This is a genomic window from Streptomyces tremellae, assembly GCF_039540215.1.
GTDB classification, from domain to species: Bacteria; Actinomycetota; Actinomycetes; order Streptomycetales; family Streptomycetaceae; genus Streptomyces; species Streptomyces tremellae.
The window spans coordinates 53104-67932 of the sequence record NZ_BAABEP010000008.1 but is presented as its reverse complement, the minus strand read 5'-3'; the positions used below and the strand labels follow the sequence as shown (position 1 = coordinate 67932).

Here is a 14829-nt window from a genome sequence, read left to right as displayed (position 1 = left end):
GAAGCCTCCCTCCTCGGGAACACGACGGAGCGGGCGTGTGGAGTTGGGGCTCCACACGTCCGCTCCGTCCTTTGTCGGCAGGCCCGTTGGCGGTCAGCCGGTCCAGAAGTCCCACCAGCGCGTGAGGATGAGCATGGCGATGCCGCCGAGCCACACCAGCGGCGGCAGCCAGTGGAACTCCGCGAGCGCGGTGCGCACGGCGGCGGGCGCGGGCAGCACGCCCTGCTCGATGTTGTGCACCGTGACGTAGCAGAACGCGAGGATCGTCCCCGTCCACGCCAGGCAGCACCACAGGCACAGCGCGTTGATCTCGTACAGCGACTGGATCTGGAGCCAGGTGCAGAAGCCGACCCCGAACAGGGTGCCCGCGTTCAGCCCGAGCCAGTACCAGCGGCCGTAGCGGGCGCCCGCGAGCACGCCCATGCCGACCGCCACCACCACCGGGTACGTGGCGAGGCCCAGCATCGGGTTGGGGAACCCGAAGGCCGACGCCTGGGCACTCTTCATCACGCTGCCGCACGAGACCACCGGGTTGAGGCTGCACCCCGGCGTGAAGTTCGGGTCCTTGAGCAGCTCGAACTTGTCCAGGGTGATCACCCAGGCGGCCAGCAGGCCCATAAGCCCCGCCACCACCAGGAGAACACCGAAGGGGCGGCTGCCGCCGTACCGGCGCCCACCGCCCTCGGGCCCGGCCTCTCTCGCGTGTGCCGGGCGTCCGTCTTGCTGCTTGCCGGCGGAACCCCTGCCGGCCACTGCCGTTGCCATGGCGACGACGCTATGCCCGGTTCCGGCCGACTCAGCCGCCACGAGCGTTCTTTCACCGGAACGAGCGAGCCGGTCCGCGACGGCGGCCGGACAATCCGATGAGCGGGAACGCACGTGAGCTGCTCGCACACCGAGTTCGGGCCCGAGGGTCGGGCAGGGGATTCGAGCGAGGGGTTCGAGCGACGGTTCGAGCGACGGGTTCGAAGAAGCGTTTCCCCCGTCCCCCTGTCCGCCCCCGCGAGAGTGACCCTGTGGACATCCTGTGCGTTCTCCCGGTATGGAAACCCTCCGTGCCCCGCGCCGGGACCGCCCGGCCGCCGAGCGGAAGCCGCGCGCCGAGTCGGCGCATCCGCGCACGCCCATCTACAACGCCCTGGTGAGGGAGTGGGGGGACGCGGGGCGCACCGTGCCCGCCGCACCGCAGGGCGGCCCCGCGGAACCGGCCGCGGAGGACCGCCACGGGGCCGGATGAGTCGGCCCCGACGGACGGGCAGCCGAACGGAGCTGCCGGGCGGGGGCTGCCGGGCGAGGGCTGCCGGGCGGGTCCCGACGGCACAGCGCTCGGGCCCGGTCCGCACGCGGCGTGCGGACCGGGCCCTTCGTGTGTGTTCTGGCGCCCTCCCGTCAGCCGGTCAGGCTGCGGACCGGTACGAGGCAGTGGGCCGCGGTCGCGACCACCTCGGGGTTGCCGACGAACGCGCGCAACTGGTCCTCGCTGACGGGGCGTCCAGGCACCCCGTCCGTCCACGGCTTGGTCGCCACGATGAAGTACACCCGGCCCGCTCTGCGCGCGTCCTGCTCCCACTCCGGCGGCACCGGGCACTGGGCGTTGAGGTACGGCATGGTCAGCACGGCCCGCCCCGCCTCCACCAGCAGTTTGATCGCGACGGACGGCCGGTCCGCGAGGTCCACGGTCTCGGTGCCGGGCTCCAGACCGATCTCGCCGAGTACGGCGTGCAGTGCCTCCTCGCCCGCCGCGGGCCCCTGCCGCCCGTCACCGAGGGAGTAGGCGAGCAGGAACGGCGCGCTGCGCTCCCCCTCCGCGGGATCTTTGGTCCAGGGGATCACCGAGAGCGTGCCCATGAGCGGGGCGTACGACGCGGTGTTGCTTGTCGTCATATCTCGTCACATTAGCGGCTGTTGGGGCATGATCGTGCCCCGTTGTCACCCGACCGGGTCACTCGGCGCGCCGTCGGGTCCGGTGTCCGGCCCCTCGGGCACCCGGCGCGGTGTGAACGAGACGGGCAGGCGCGCGGGCACCCGGGTCCACGGCGACGGGCTCGGCACCAGCTCCTCGGCGGGCACGGTGAGTTCGAGGTCGGGCAGCAGGTTGAGCACCGTACGCACGGCCGTACGGGCGATCAGCCGGGCCGGCAGCTGCGCGGGGCAGCGGTGCGGGCCCGCGGAGAAGGCGAGATGGGCGCGGTTGCCCCAGTCCTCGCCCTCGTCGGGCCGGATCTCCGGGTCGTCGTTGGCCGCGCCGATCCCCATGATCAGGCAGTCGCCCCTGCGCAGCACCTGGCCGCCGAGCTCGATGTCGTGCAGCACGTACCGGGCCGGCATCGCGTTCAACGGCGGTTCACGCCACAGGGCTTCGTCGAGGGCGTCGTCCACGCCGAGCCGCCCGCCGCGCAGCCGGGCCGCGAACCGCGGGTCGGTGATCATCATCCGCAGGGTCTGCGCGATCCAGGAGATGGTGGGGGCGTTGCCCGCGATGAGCATCAGGTGCATCGCCGCGTACCGCTCCTCGTCCGTCACCAGGTTGGGGTGGTGGGCGAAGGTCCACGTGAGGTCCGTGTCGGGAGCGGACCGCTGGCGGGCGATCATCTCGCCGATGATGCGGTGCTGGGTCTGGTACGCCTCCTCGGAGCCGGGGTTGGAGCCCACCACGCCGAGGACCGTGCGCACCAGCTCCTCGCTCTGCGCGGGGCCGAGGCCGAAGAGCCCGGCGAGCGACATCATCGGCGCGAGCGCCGCGTAGTCGTTGACCAGGTCGGCGTGGCCCTCCTCGGAGAACCGGGCGACGAGCGCGCGGCAGCGCACCTCGATCAGCCGCCGCGCGGCCCGCTCGTTGAGCCTGCCGACCCCCTCGTCGAACGGCACGCGCATGCGCCGGTGTTCTGCGCCGTCCTCGTGGTAGCAGACCGGGTGGTAGCGCATCATCGGCATCAGCGGCGACTCGGGCGCGATCCTGCCCTCCCGCAGGGCGTGCCAGTTGCGCGGGTCGCGGGAGAACAGCTGCTCCTGGCGCGTGATGACGAGGAGTTCGTGGTAGCCGAGCACCAGCCAGGCGGGCAGGCCGGGTTCGAGCTCGACGGGCGCCACCGGGCCGTATGTGTCGCGCAGTTCGCGGTAGACGAGGTGCGGGTCGGGCGAGGAGACGATGTCGGTGAGCAGCATCGGCCGCTCGGCGCCGCGGTGCTGCCCGCCGCCGCCCGCGCCGTACGGGACGGGGCAGCCGCCGGGCGGCGCCACCTCCTGCGCCCCGGTCCGGGCTCCGTGCCGCGCCGTGTCGTGGGGGCCGCTCCCGCGCGGCGTCACGACGCGGTCTCCGGGGTGCGTACGGCACTGCCGTCCAACACGTACTCGACGAGGGTGATCAGCGCCTCCGCCGACGACGCGCGATCCCTCGCGTCGCACATCACGATGGGTGTCTCCTCCAACAGGTCCAGGGCTTCCCGGAGTTCCTCGGTGGGGTAGGGGTGGCTGTCGGGGAACTGGTTGACCGCGACCGCGAACGGCACGTGCCGCACCTCCAGTTGCTCCAGCACGTCGAAGCTGTCCTCAAGCCTGCGGGTGTCGATCACCACCAGCACGCCGAGCGCCCCTTCGAGCAGCCCCTCCCACAGGTCCCAGAACCGCTTCTGGCCCGGCGTGCCGAAGAGGTAGAGCACGATGCGCGGGCTGAGGGTGATGCGCCCGAAGTCCATGGCGACGGTGGTGGTGGTCTTGCCGCTGGTGGCCGCCAGGTCGTCCACGCCGACGCTGGCCTGCGTCATGACCTCCTCGGTGCGCAGCGGCGCGATCTCGCTGACGGAGCCGACCAGCGTCGTCTTGCCGACCCCGAAGGCCCCGACCACGGGGATCTTGACGGCCTGCTGGACAGTGTCGGGCAGGTAGCGGTCAGCGGAGCCGACGGAGACCATCCAGTACCTCCTGAAGCAGTTTCGGGTCGGGCAGTACGGCCTGCGGCACGCCGGAGCGCGCGGTGAGGTGGCCGCTGTCGACCAGGTCGGACGCGAGGACCTTCACCAGGCTCACCGGGAGGTCGAGGTGGGCCGCCGCCTCGACCAGGGAGAGCAGCCGCTCGCACATGCGCACGAGGGCCCGCTCCTCGCGTGCCGCCGACACCGGCAGCGGCTTGGCGGGCACGGTCGCGACGAGCAGCGTCTCGACCCCGACCGTGTTGCGGCTCGGCCGCGAGCGGCCCCGCGTGATGACGTACGGGCGCAGTGCCGCGGAACCGTCCTCGGGATCCGGCCCCGGGCGCGCCCGCCCGGGGCCGGCTGAGCCGCTCACACAGACCCCTGCCGGGGCGGACTGCTCAGGTTCGGGGCCCCGATCTTCATCACTTGGGCCTGCATCTGCCGGGCCACCAGCTTCGGGTCCACCACGGGCCCCGTGACGACGGCGAGATGGGCGCCGTGCGCGCTGCGCATGAAGAGGAAGCCGCCGTTGAACTCGACCATCTGCTGGTGGACGAGGCCGCCGTCGGAGCCGAACTCCTTGCCGAGGCTGCGGCCGAGCGAGAGCAGCCCCGAGCAGTTGGCGGCGAGCCGGTCGGCCGCGTCCCTGTCCATCCCCTCAGAGCTGGTCAACAGGAGTCCGTCGGCGCTGAAGACGATGACCTGGCGTACCCCCGGAACGGCGGCGACGTCGGCGATCATCCAGCTCCGCTGCTCCGGCTCGGTCACGTAACTCATGGTCGGTTCCGTCCTTCTGGGGATTCGGGCTGGCGGGAGGGGAGGGGGCGGTGCGGCGGCCCCGCGCGGGCGGGGTCACGAGGCGTGCGGGGGTGTTCCGTCGTCGCCCGCGGGGCGCGGGTGCGGGGGCTCCTGCGCGGTGCAGCCCTCGAAGAAGGCCGACATCCACTCCCCCGCCTCCTCGGGCGTGCCGGGCGGGGTGGTGCTGCTCGGGCCGTTCGGCATCGGGCGCGACTCTCCCCGCGCCGATCTGCGGCGCGGCAGCCTCCTCGGTCCTTCGGGCGCGCTGTCGTGGGCCCCGGAACCGGCCCGCTGGCGGGGTTCGGGGACGAGCGGCTCGGGGGCGGCGGGGTGCTGCGCGGCGGGGCGCCCGTGCGCGGGCGGGCGCCCTGGCGCGTCGTCGCGGTCCCGCGCGGTGCGGTCGTGGGTGATCGGGTCCTGTGCGCTGATGTCGTCGAGGGTCCGTTCCTGTGCGCTGCGGTCGTACGGGTCGCGTCCCCCGGCCGTGCGACCGGTCCCGGCCCTGTCCTGAGGGCCCGGGCCCTGCTCCCGCGCCGGTGCGGCCGTGTCCTGGGCGGCAGGGCCCGGCTCGCGCCCGGCGTGCTGCCGCCCCTGCCCGGCCGTGCCGGGCGCCTCGCGGCGGGGCAGCGTGGGCTCCTGCGCGGGAAGTTCGGGCCTGCGGGGTTTCCTCGGCGGCTGCGGGACGAGCGGGTTGTGCACGAACCGCGGGTCGGCGGGCGACACGTCCGCGTCGGTCAGGCCGTCGGACCGCTCACGCCCGGGGGCGCGCTGGGCCGGGCGCTCCTCGTCCGCCGCCGGGCGGCGCTTGGCGGTGCCGGGCGGGTCGAGCTTCTCCAGCATCTCCAGGGGTACGAGGACGACCGCGCGGATCCCGCCGTACGGCGAGGGTCCGAGGTCGACGCCGAAGCCGTGCCGCCTGGCGAACCTGCCGATGACCGCGAAGCCGGTCTGTGGGATCTCCCCCACGTCGCCCACGCCGAGCAGCCTGCGGCCGGAGACGATCTCCCGCGCCTCGGCGAGCCGGTAGTCGTCGAGGCCGAGACCGCCGTCGTCCACCTCGATGACCGCGCCGCGCTGCACCGGCCGCACGGCGACGGGGACGGCGGTGCGCGGCGGCGAGTACTCGGTGGCGTTGGCGAGGAGCTCCGCGATCAGGTGGATCAGCGGCTCCACGACGATCGCGGCGATGCCGACGTCCGGGTCGCCCGTGACCTCCACCCTGCGGTACGACATGATGCGGCCTGACGCGGCCCGTACGACGTCGACCAGCGCGAGCGGCTCCTGCCACTGCTGGCCGGGCCACTCGTCGCACAGGACCTTGAGGCTCTGCGCGTGCCTGGCCTGCTGGGTGGCGGCGTGGTCGACCTGCATGGTGGTCTCCAGCAGGTCCGTGTCGCCCGGGTAGCGGTCCGCGATGCCGGTGGCCTTGGCCTGGATGCGGTGCGCCGAGGTCTGGATGCGGTTCGCCAGCTCCACCAGGGAGAGCCGCTGGGACTCCTCGCGCTCGTCGATGGAGCGGGAGACCTCGGCGAGCATCCGGTCGAACCAGACGGAGATGCCCTCGCCGCCGTCGCCCCCCGGGCCCGGCGGTCTGGCCGTCTCGGCGGCGCCGTCGGCGCCGTCGGCGTGCAGCGCGGGCGGCACCGCCGTGCGGGCGAGGGCCGCGGGCAGCCTCCGTTCGAGCGTGAACTGGGCCTCTTCCCTGATGCGTTCGGCCTGGGTGTTGACGTATCCGTGCCACTGGGCGTCGCGGCGGGCGAGTTCGGCGTCGCGCTCCTTGACCTCTCCGCGCAGCTTGATCAGGGCGTAGGTGAGGTCGTGCTGCGCGCGCCTGAACGATTCGAGCCAGCCGAGCAGTACGGCACCCGCGACGCCGTACGCCGCCACGGCGCCGACCCCGACCGCCCGCTCCATGGCGAAGCCGCCGCCGGTCAGGGCGAGGAACGCGAGGACGAGCACGACCGGCCAGGGGCGTGTCCTGCGGGCGGTGGTGGCAGACACGGGGGTGCGGGCACGGGTCATGGAAAACCTTCGTGTGGTCCGAAGTCTCGTCTCCGACCGGCACTCCGTGGCGGACGGTGCCGGCCCGGCCGATCCTGAGGTCAATTCCCCGGCAGAGGTCAATCCCTCGACCGGGTGCGTTGCGTCGAGAGCGACTGGGCGCGCGCCGGACATTGCTGGGGCCGAACAATGCGGGGATCGTATATCGCCCGGAGGACGGCCAGGGACGCTTTTCCCGAGCACGCCCGCCCGTCCTTCGGCCGTGCGGCCCTGACCTGCGACGACCACCGGGACAACTCCCGGCAGAACATCTACCCTCCGTCACCTGCGGCGCGAAACCGCCCACCGAAAGGGCGAGGTGACGGGGCGCGAGCGGTCTCCGGAAGACCGCCCCACCGCTTTTCCCCCGAGCCGTACGGCGTTCCACGGCCCACCGGGAGGACAAGCCCACGAATGACATCGTGACGCGACGGAACCGAATATTCGAGAACTCCGTTTCGCCTTTCCCGAAAGAACTCGGACAAGCCCAGTCACACGCGGCTCTCGGCGGACGGGCGGACGGCGTACGTCCCGTCCCGGCGCGCGGGGGATCATGGGCCGGTGAACACCGACGAGGCCCCCGCTGTCCGTGCCGACGTGCCCGGCACCTTCGCCCACAGCGTGCTTGCCGAGCGCCATCCCGCGCTCGTCCGGCAGGTGCGCGACGCCACCCCCTACCCGCCGGCCGTGCGCGGCGCCCTCGACGGGCTGCTCGCCGAGATCACGGACGGGACCGTGGCACCGCTGCCACCGGACGCGCACGACGCCCGGCAGTGGGACGCCTGGGGCGCGGGGACCGCCGTCGGCAGGCCCTGGTACGACCTGACCTTCCTGTGGGGGGAGAGCTACTTCTACCGTCGGCTGCTCGGCGCGGTCGGGTACTTCGCACCGGGGGTACGGCAGGGGCTCGACCCGTTCGCGCCCTTCAAGGACGCCGAGCTGCGCGGCACCGCCGTGGACGAGGAACTCGCCGCGCTCGACGCGCTCGCAGAACACCCCGAGCGTGAGCGGGCGGACGCGCTGCTCGGCGCCGCGCTCTGGGGCAACCGCGCCGACCTCGGCTTCCGGATCACCGCGGGCGAGACGGCGCCCGGCGGCGCGGCGCAGCTGGTGGCCGACGAGCGGGAGCGCCTCTGGGACATGCTCCCGCCGGGCGACGACCCGGCCGCGACCGTGCACCTGATCGCCGACAACGCGGCCCGCGAACTCGTGCCCGACCTGCTCCTCCTCGACCACCTGCTGCACACCGGCCGGGCGGGCAGCGCGGTCCTGCACGTCAAGCCGTACCCGTACTACGTCTCGGACGCCACGGCGGCGGACGCGGACGCCGCGCTGCGGCGCCTCGCGGCGGCCGGCGGCGCGGCGGGCGAGGCGGGCCGCCGCCTGTGGGACGCGGTGGCCGAGGGCCGGCTCGCCATCGGCGCGCACCCCTTCTTCTGCGCGCCGTTCGGCTACGCGGAGATGCCGGACGACCTGCGCCGCCATCTCGCCACCGCGACCGTCACGCTGCTCAAGGGCGACCTCAACTACCGCCGCCTGGTGGGCGACAGGCTCTGGCAGCCGACGACGCCGTTCGCCGACCGCGCCGCCCACTTCCCGAGCCCGGTGGCGGCGCTGCGCACCCTCAAGTCGGACGTGGTCACGGGCGTCGCCCCGGCGACGGTGGCCGCGCTCGACGCCTCGGGCGAGCCGTGGCGGGTGACGGGGACGCACGCCCTGGTGCAGGTCGCGGGCGCGGACGCGTAGCGTCGGCCCGTACCCGCCGCAGCCGTACGAGAGAGGCGAACACCCCATGAACGCTGACACATCGCCGGACGACACCCCCAGGACGGCGGCCGGGCTGCCGCGCTTCCACCTGGCCGTGCCGGTGGACGACCTGGCCGCGGCCCGCCGCTTCTACGGCGGCGTGCTCGGCCTCACCGAGGGCCGCAGCGCGGAACGGTGGGTCGACTGGAACCTCCACGGCCACCAGTTCGTGACCCACCTGGCGCCGCGCCCCGCCGAGCGCGCCCACAACGCGGTGGACGGCCACGACGTGCCCGTGCCCCACTTCGGACTCCTGCTGACGATCCCCGAGTTCCACGACCTCGCCGAACGACTGCGCGCCGCGGGCACGGAGTTCGTCATCGAGCCCTATCTGCGCTTCGCGGGCGAGAAGGGCGAGCAGTGGACCATGTTCCTGCTCGACCCGGCGGGCAACGCCCTGGAGTTCAAGGCGTTCGCCGACGACACCCAGGTCTTCGCCGCCTGACCCGCGCCCGGCGCCTCGGCACAGCACGAGGAAGCCCCTGTCGGATCTCTCCGACAGGGGCTTCCCTGTGTCTGTGGACCTGAGGGGATTCGAACCCCTGACCCCCTCGATGCGAACGAGGTGCGCTACCGGACTGCGCCACAGGCCCTTGCGACGAGTGAGACTCTAGCACCCCGGTCGGGCTGGTCGGAAATCCGTTGTGCGCTGGTCACCGGGGCCGGTGGCCCGGTGCGGTCACTCGTTGGCCGCGCGCGGCCTGTCGGCGTCGCCGTAGTCGTCGTACTGGTCGAACAGGGGCGTCCTGCCGTGGTCGCGGACGCGGCGCGGAGCCGGCGCGGGCGCGGGCGCGGGCGCCGGGTCGGCGGCGGGCGAGGAGCGGGCGGCGCTCCAGGTCTCCGGGTCGCCGACCTCGACGCCGTTGGAGGCGCGCGGCGCGACGGGCGCGGTCACATAGGTGGGCAGCGGCACCGGGACGGGCTCCCAGCTGTCGCCGCGGCCGGGGCGGCGCTCGCGCTCCTGGTCGAGCCACTCCGCGTGGTCGGTCTGCTCGACCAGCGCCCTGCGGCCCGCCTCCTGCGGCGAGACGCGCTGGGCCGGCTGCGGGGCGGGGGTGCCTTCGGGCAGCGCGTCCTCGTCGCGCTCCGCGGGCACCTGGCGATGCGAGCGGGTCTCGCGCAGCCGCTGGGCGGCCGCCTCGGCCCTGCGCCGGTCCATGGTGAAGGTGAAGCGCCGCCGCTCGTTGGCGCGCAGGTACGCGATGTAGACGCTGAGCAGCACGGCCGGCACGGCGGGCGCCCACAGCAGCCGCAGCCCGCCGACCGCGGCGACGACGGCGCCCGCGGTGAAGGCGAGGAAGAGGACCACGGTCGTACGGCGCCGGCGCGCGAGCACCTGGGAGCGGCGCGCGCGGGTGGCGCGCTCGGCCTCGGCGGCGGACCGGCGCGCGCGGGGGGCGCGATCCTCGGCGGGCGGGCGCCCTGCGGGTTCCTCAAAGGCCGCGCGCCCGGCGGGCGCGCGCACCTCGATCCGCGCCTCGGTCAGGGCGGGGGGCGCGGCGAAGGAGCGGACGTCGACGGAGCTCATCGACTCCGCCCCGGCGCCCGGCTCCGCGTCGCCGCGCCCGGCGGCGTCCGGCGCGTCGGGTGCCTCGGCCGTGTCCGGTTCCTGGTCCTCGACGCGCTCCCGCAGGCCCTTGGCGTATCTGCGCTCCATCGCCGCCCGGCCGGACAGCAGCCGGATGGCGGTGCTGAAGCGTTCTGTCGGACGGGCCTCGTTGAGCTCGTCCTGCCTGCGGAGCCACATCGGCACCAAGTAGGCGGCCCAGGCCCCGACGATGACTGCGTAAATGAGGCCGCTGCTGCTCACGCTTCACACCGTAGAGGGATCCACCGGAGCGCATCCGCCACTTGGGCCGGTGTGTCGCACGATCTGGCTGATATCACTGAACTTTTTTGTGATTGTTCGGACCACCCTATGGCGGAATGGTGAACTACTCTGATCGATATCGAACACACATTCCCATAAAGGGAGAGGTCGCACCGTCTTTTTATTCGAACGCATTTCGAACTCAGGATCGGTGAAAGAGCCCCGAAAGGGAGGGGGAAGGTCCCGGGGGAAGCGGCCCCCGGCGGCCCCGGGCGCCGTCCGCTCACTCCCCGGGCGTACGGTGCCGCCTGGCCTGGCGCCAGCGGCGCAGCAGCCCCTCGGGGACCTCCTCGGCCGTCAGCGCGAAGACCAGGTGGTCGCGCCAGGCGCCGTCGATGTGCAGGTAGCGCGGTCGCAGGCCCTCCTCGCGGAAGCCCAGCTTCTCCACGACCCGCCGGCTCGGCCCGTTCTCGGGGCGGATGCAGACCTCAAGGCGGTGCAGTCCGAGCGCCTGGAAGCAGTGGTCGGTGGCGAGCGCCACGGCCGTCGGCATCACGCCCTGTCCGGCGACCTCGCTGTCGATCCAGTAGCCGACGTGGCCCGAGCACATCGAGCCCCAGGTGATTCCGGCCACCGTCAACTGTCCGACCAGGCGCCCCCGGTACTCGATGACGAAGGGCAGCATCCGCCCCGCTGCCGCCTCCCGCTTGAGGTGGCGCACCATCTGCCGGTACGTCGGCCGGTGGCCGAGCGGCGCGCCGGGCACGGGCGGCGGGACGGTTGCCTCCCACGGCCTGAGCCAGTCCCTGTTGCGCCGGTTGACGTCCCGCCAGTCCCGCTGGTCGCGCATCCTTATCGGGCGGAGGGCGATGTCGCCGTCCGTCAGCAGCACCGGCCAGGCGGGGTTCATCCGTCGTCGCGGGGGTGGTCGGCGCCGCGGAGCTGGTCAACGGCGTGCACCAGCACTCCTCCGAGCACGGCGAGCCCGTCCCGCACGCCGCCCCTCGACCCCGGCAGGTTGACGATCAGGGTCCGGCCCGCGACACCCGCGAGGCCGCGCGAGAGCGCCGCCGTGGGCACCTTGGCGAGGCCCTGCGCGCGGATCGCCTCGGCGATGCCGGGCACCTCGCGGTCGAGCACCCGCCGGGTGGCCTCGGGCGTGCGGTCGGTCGGTGAGATGCCCGTACCGCCGGTGGTGACGACCACGTCGTAGCCGGCCGCGACGGCGTCGCGCAGCGCGCTCTCCACCGGGTCGCCGTCGGGCACGACGCGCGGGCCTTCCGCGGTGAAGCCGAGGTCCGTGAGGGCCGCGACGATCAGCGGGCCCCCGGTGTCCTCGTAGACGCCGGCCGCGGCCCGGTTGGAGGCGGTGACGACCAGGGCGCGGCGGTCCGCCGCCGCGCCGCTCACGCGTCGCCTCCCGCGCGGGTCCAGACGCCGGACTTGCCGCCGCGCTTCTCCTCGACCCGTACGTCCGTGATCACGGTGCCCTTGTCGACCGCCTTCACCATGTCGACGACGGTGAGCGCCGCGACGGACACCGCGGTCAGCGCCTCCATCTCGACGCCGGTGCGGTCGGTGGTCTTCACCGTGGCCGTGATCTCCACCGCGTCGTCCGCGACCGCGAGGTCGACCGTGACGCCGGAGACGGCCAGCGGATGGCAGAGGGGTACGAGGTCGGGCGTGCGCTTGGCACCCATGATCCCGGCGATGCGCGCGACGGAGAGCGCGTCGCCCTTGGGCACGCCGCCGCCCCGCAGCAGCGCGACGACCTCGGGCGCGACGAGCACCCGGCCGCTGGCCCTCGCCACCCTGGCGGTGACGTCCTTCGCTGAGACGTCGACCATGCGGGCCGCGCCCGTCTCGTCGACATGCGTGAGGCCCACGGCGGCCTGCCCGTCCTGGGGCAGCGGACCCCCGGCTCCCGGCTGTCCGGGGCTGCCCCCCGGCGGAATCGCGGTCATACGGTGTGACGCTCCCGGTCCTGGCCCGTTCTGACGGCCGTACGGGGCCGGGCCCGCGCGGCCCGGCCCCCTCGGCGCGTACCGGCGCTGCTCGGCCGGTTCAAGCAGCCAACGGTACCGCCACCTGGTGCCACTCGGCCGGTCAGGACGGCCCACGGCGTGCGCGCGGGGACGCCGCGCGGCCGTGCGGTCCTTCCGTTTCGCGGGGGCGACGGCGGCGCTCAGCCCAGCAGGACGACGTCCAGCTCGGTGCCGGGCTCCACGGACGTCGTCTCCTCGGGCACCACGATCAGGCAGTCCGCGTGGGCGAGGGCCGCCACCAGGTGCGAGCCCGCGCCGCCGACCGGGGCCGCCTCGCCCGTGGCCGCGTCGTACCTGCCCCGCAGGAACTGGCGCCGGCCGGCAGGCGACGACACCGGCTTCCCGGCCGCGAGCCTGGCCCGCACCACCGGGCGGTGCACCTCGGTGGCGCCCATCATCGCCCGGATCGCGGGCCGTGCGAACAGCTCGAAGGAGACATAACTGGAGACCGGATTGCCGGGGAGCGCGAGCAGCGGGGTGTGCGCCGGTCCGATGGAGCCGAACCCCTGCGGCTTGCCCGGCTGCATGGCCAGCTTGCGGAAGTCGATGCCGCTGCCCGGCTCGTCCTCGTCGCCCACCGAGGAGAGCGCCGCCTTCACCACGTCGTACGCGCCGACGCTGACGCCGCCCGTGGTCACCAGCAGGTCGGCGCGGACCAGCTGGTCCTCGATGGTGGAGCGGAGGGTGTCAGGGTCGTCGGCGACGGCGCCGACCCGGTAGGCGATCGCGCCCGCGTCGCGGGCCGCGGCGGCGAGGGCGAAGCTGTTGGAGTCGTAGATCTGGCCCTCCGCCAGCTCCTCGCCCGGCTGCACCAGTTCGCTGCCGGTGGACAGCACGACGACGCGCGGGCGCGGCCGGACCCGCACGGTGCCCCGGCCGATCGCGGCGAGCAGCGCGATCTGCGGTGGGCCGAGCACCGTGCCCGCCTCCAGGGCGAGATCGCCGGCCTGCACGTCGCTGCCGGCGCCGCGCACATGCGCGCGCGGCCCGGCCGGGCGGTGGACGCGCACCTCGCCGCTCGCGCCGTCCGCGCCCTCGCCTGCCGGGAGCATGGTGGCGACCGCGCCGCCGCCCGCGCCCCCGTCGGTCCACTCCACGGGCACGACGGCCTCGGCGCCCGGCGGCAGGGGGGCTCCCGTCATGATCCGCGCGGCCTGCCCCGGGCCTACCTCGGGCAGCGGGCCGCTGCCCGCGGCCACGTCGCCGACCACGGTCAGCACGGCGGGGAACTCGGGCGTCGCGCCGCTGAGATCGGCGGTGCGCACCGCGTACCCGTCCATGGAGCTGTTGTCGAACGGCGGCAGGGACACCGGCACGACCACGTCCTCCACGAGGACGCAGCCCTGCGCGTCGGGCAGGGGCAGCTCGATGGGGTCGAGGGGGCGGATCGCCGCGAGGATGTCCTCGACGTGCTCCTCCACGCTCCACAGGGCCTCGCTCTGGCCCGCCGGTGCCGACTCTGCCGTGCTGCTCACGATGCCTGCATCTCCTCGATGACAAATCTGCGGAGCCAGGCCCGGAAGTCCGGGCCCAGGTCTTCACGTTCGCACGCGAGTCTGACGATGGCACGCAGAAAGTCCCCGCGGTCGCCCGTGTCATAGCGCCGTCCCTTGAAGACGACGCCGTGCACGGGCCCGCCGGTCCTCTCGTCGGCGGACAGCTGCTGGAGTGCGTCCGTCAACTGGATCTCGCCGCCACGGCCGGGCTCGGTCTTCCGCAGTATGCCGAAGACGGCGGGGTCGAGGACATAGCGGCCGATGATCGCGTAGTTGCTCGGGGCGTCAGCGGGCTCCGGCTTCTCGACCAGGTCGTGCACCTTGACCACGTCGGAGTGCGCGGTCGGCTCCACGGCGGCGCAGCCGTAGAGGTGGATCTGCTCGGGCTCGACCTCCATCAGCGCGACGACGCTGCCGCCCTCGCGCTCCTGCACCTCGACCATGCGCGCGAGGAGGGGGTCGCGGGGGTCGATCAGGTCGTCGCCGAGGAGTACGGCGAAGGGCTGGTCGCCGACGTGCGGCTCGGCGCAGAGCACGGCGTGGCCGAGGCCGCGCGGGTCGCCCTGGCGCACGTAGTGCATGGTCGCCAGGTCGCTCGACTCCTGCACCTTCGCGAGGCGCCGCAGGTCGCCCTTGCGTGAGAGTGCCTCCTCCAGCTCGTAGTTGCGGTCGAAGTGGTCCTCAAGGGGGCGCTTGTTGCGTCCGGTGATCATGAGGACGTCGGAGAGGCCCGCCGCGACGGCCTCCTCGACCACGTACTGGATCGCCGGCTTGTCGACGACGGGGAGCATCTCCTTCGGCGTCGCCTTCGTGGCGGGCAGGAAGCGGGTGCCGAGCCCGGCGGCGGGGATGACAGCCTTAGTGATCCTGGGGGGTGGCGAGTAGATCATGCGCGGCACCCTAGTCGCCCCTCATGGACGGGA

Annotated in this window: 16 protein-coding genes and 1 tRNA gene; 3 read left to right on the top strand and 14 right to left on the bottom strand. The window is 73.8% G+C overall.

What is annotated here, in order from left to right:
* Positions 1–93 precede the first annotated feature (93 nt).
* Positions 94–765 carry a vitamin K epoxide reductase family protein gene (locus tag ABEA77_RS08950; protein ID WP_345643623.1) on the bottom strand — a complete coding sequence of 224 codons (672 nt, stop codon included), beginning with the start codon at positions 763–765 and terminating at the stop codon, positions 94–96.
* A gap of 277 nt (positions 766–1042) precedes the next feature.
* Between ABEA77_RS08950 and ABEA77_RS08945 the strand changes: the two genes are divergently transcribed.
* Positions 1043–1237 (top strand): hypothetical protein, encoded by a 195-nt coding sequence (locus ABEA77_RS08945; protein WP_345643620.1) that lies wholly within the window; start codon positions 1043–1045, stop codon positions 1235–1237.
* Between the two features lie 152 nt (positions 1238–1389).
* On the opposite strand, the gene ABEA77_RS08940 is transcribed toward ABEA77_RS08945, so the two are convergent.
* The 6 genes from ABEA77_RS08940 to ABEA77_RS08915 form a co-directional block, all read right to left on the bottom strand.
* On the bottom strand, positions 1390–1884 hold the full coding sequence (locus ABEA77_RS08940) for a DUF5949 family protein (protein WP_345643617.1): 495 nt from the start codon (positions 1882–1884) through the stop codon (positions 1390–1392).
* Positions 1885–1929: 45 nt separating this feature from the next.
* Positions 1930–3306: a cytochrome P450 family protein gene (locus ABEA77_RS08935; RefSeq protein WP_345643614.1), complete on the bottom strand. Its 1377-nt coding sequence runs from the start codon at positions 3304–3306 to the stop codon at positions 1930–1932.
* Entirely contained in the window at positions 3303–3911 is a 609-nt protein-coding gene (locus ABEA77_RS08930; RefSeq protein WP_345643612.1) for a GTP-binding protein, read from the bottom strand. Before ABEA77_RS08930 ends, ABEA77_RS08935 begins: the two co-directional genes overlap by 4 nt.
* Positions 3889–4218: a DUF742 domain-containing protein gene (locus tag ABEA77_RS08925; protein WP_345643866.1), complete on the bottom strand. Its 330-nt coding sequence runs from the start codon at positions 4216–4218 to the stop codon at positions 3889–3891. Before ABEA77_RS08925 ends, ABEA77_RS08930 begins: the two co-directional genes overlap by 23 nt.
* Positions 4219–4280: 62 nt before the next feature.
* Positions 4281–4688, bottom strand: coding sequence for a roadblock/LC7 domain-containing protein (locus tag ABEA77_RS08920; protein WP_345643609.1), 408 nt, complete (start codon positions 4686–4688; stop codon positions 4281–4283).
* Positions 4689–4763: 75 nt separating this feature from the next.
* Entirely contained in the window at positions 4764–6710 is a 1947-nt protein-coding gene (locus tag ABEA77_RS08915) for a sensor histidine kinase (protein ID WP_345643606.1), read from the bottom strand.
* Positions 6711–7310: 600 nt separating this feature from the next.
* Between ABEA77_RS08915 and ABEA77_RS08910 the strand changes: the two genes are divergently transcribed.
* Positions 7311–8495, top strand: coding sequence for an ARMT1-like domain-containing protein (locus ABEA77_RS08910; RefSeq protein ID WP_345643605.1), 1185 nt, complete (start codon positions 7311–7313; stop codon positions 8493–8495).
* A 46-nt stretch (positions 8496–8541) separates the two neighbouring features.
* Positions 8542–9000: a VOC family protein gene (locus ABEA77_RS08905; protein ID WP_345643602.1), complete on the top strand. Its 459-nt coding sequence runs from the start codon at positions 8542–8544 to the stop codon at positions 8998–9000.
* 74 nt (positions 9001–9074) lie between these two features.
* On the opposite strand, the gene ABEA77_RS08900 is transcribed toward ABEA77_RS08905, so the two are convergent.
* From ABEA77_RS08900 to galU, 7 genes are all read right to left on the bottom strand, one after another.
* Positions 9075–9148, bottom strand: a tRNA-Ala gene (locus ABEA77_RS08900).
* Between the two features lie 86 nt (positions 9149–9234).
* On the bottom strand, positions 9235–10365 hold the full coding sequence (sepX, locus tag ABEA77_RS08895; protein WP_345643599.1) for a divisome protein SepX/GlpR: 1131 nt from the start codon (positions 10363–10365) through the stop codon (positions 9235–9237).
* Positions 10366–10648: 283 nt separating this feature from the next.
* Complete coding sequence (locus ABEA77_RS08890) at positions 10649–11275, bottom strand: GNAT family N-acetyltransferase (protein WP_345643596.1); 627 nt, start codon at positions 11273–11275, stop codon at positions 10649–10651.
* Positions 11272–11775 carry a MogA/MoaB family molybdenum cofactor biosynthesis protein gene (locus tag ABEA77_RS08885; protein ID WP_345643594.1) on the bottom strand — a complete coding sequence of 168 codons (504 nt, stop codon included), beginning with the start codon at positions 11773–11775 and terminating at the stop codon, positions 11272–11274. The genes ABEA77_RS08890 and ABEA77_RS08885 overlap by 4 nt, the downstream gene beginning before the upstream one ends.
* Positions 11772–12212, bottom strand: coding sequence for a cyclic pyranopterin monophosphate synthase MoaC (moaC, locus tag ABEA77_RS08880; protein WP_345643864.1), 441 nt, complete (start codon positions 12210–12212; stop codon positions 11772–11774). Before moaC ends, ABEA77_RS08885 begins: the two co-directional genes overlap by 4 nt.
* Before the next feature lie 338 nt (positions 12213–12550).
* Positions 12551–13885 (bottom strand): molybdotransferase-like divisome protein Glp, encoded by a 1335-nt coding sequence (gene glp, locus ABEA77_RS08875; protein WP_345643592.1) that lies wholly within the window; start codon positions 13883–13885, stop codon positions 12551–12553.
* Positions 13882–14796 (bottom strand): UTP--glucose-1-phosphate uridylyltransferase GalU, encoded by a 915-nt coding sequence (gene galU, locus ABEA77_RS08870; protein WP_345643590.1) that lies wholly within the window; start codon positions 14794–14796, stop codon positions 13882–13884. The genes glp and galU overlap by 4 nt, the downstream gene beginning before the upstream one ends.
* Positions 14797–14829: the final 33 nt, after the last annotated feature.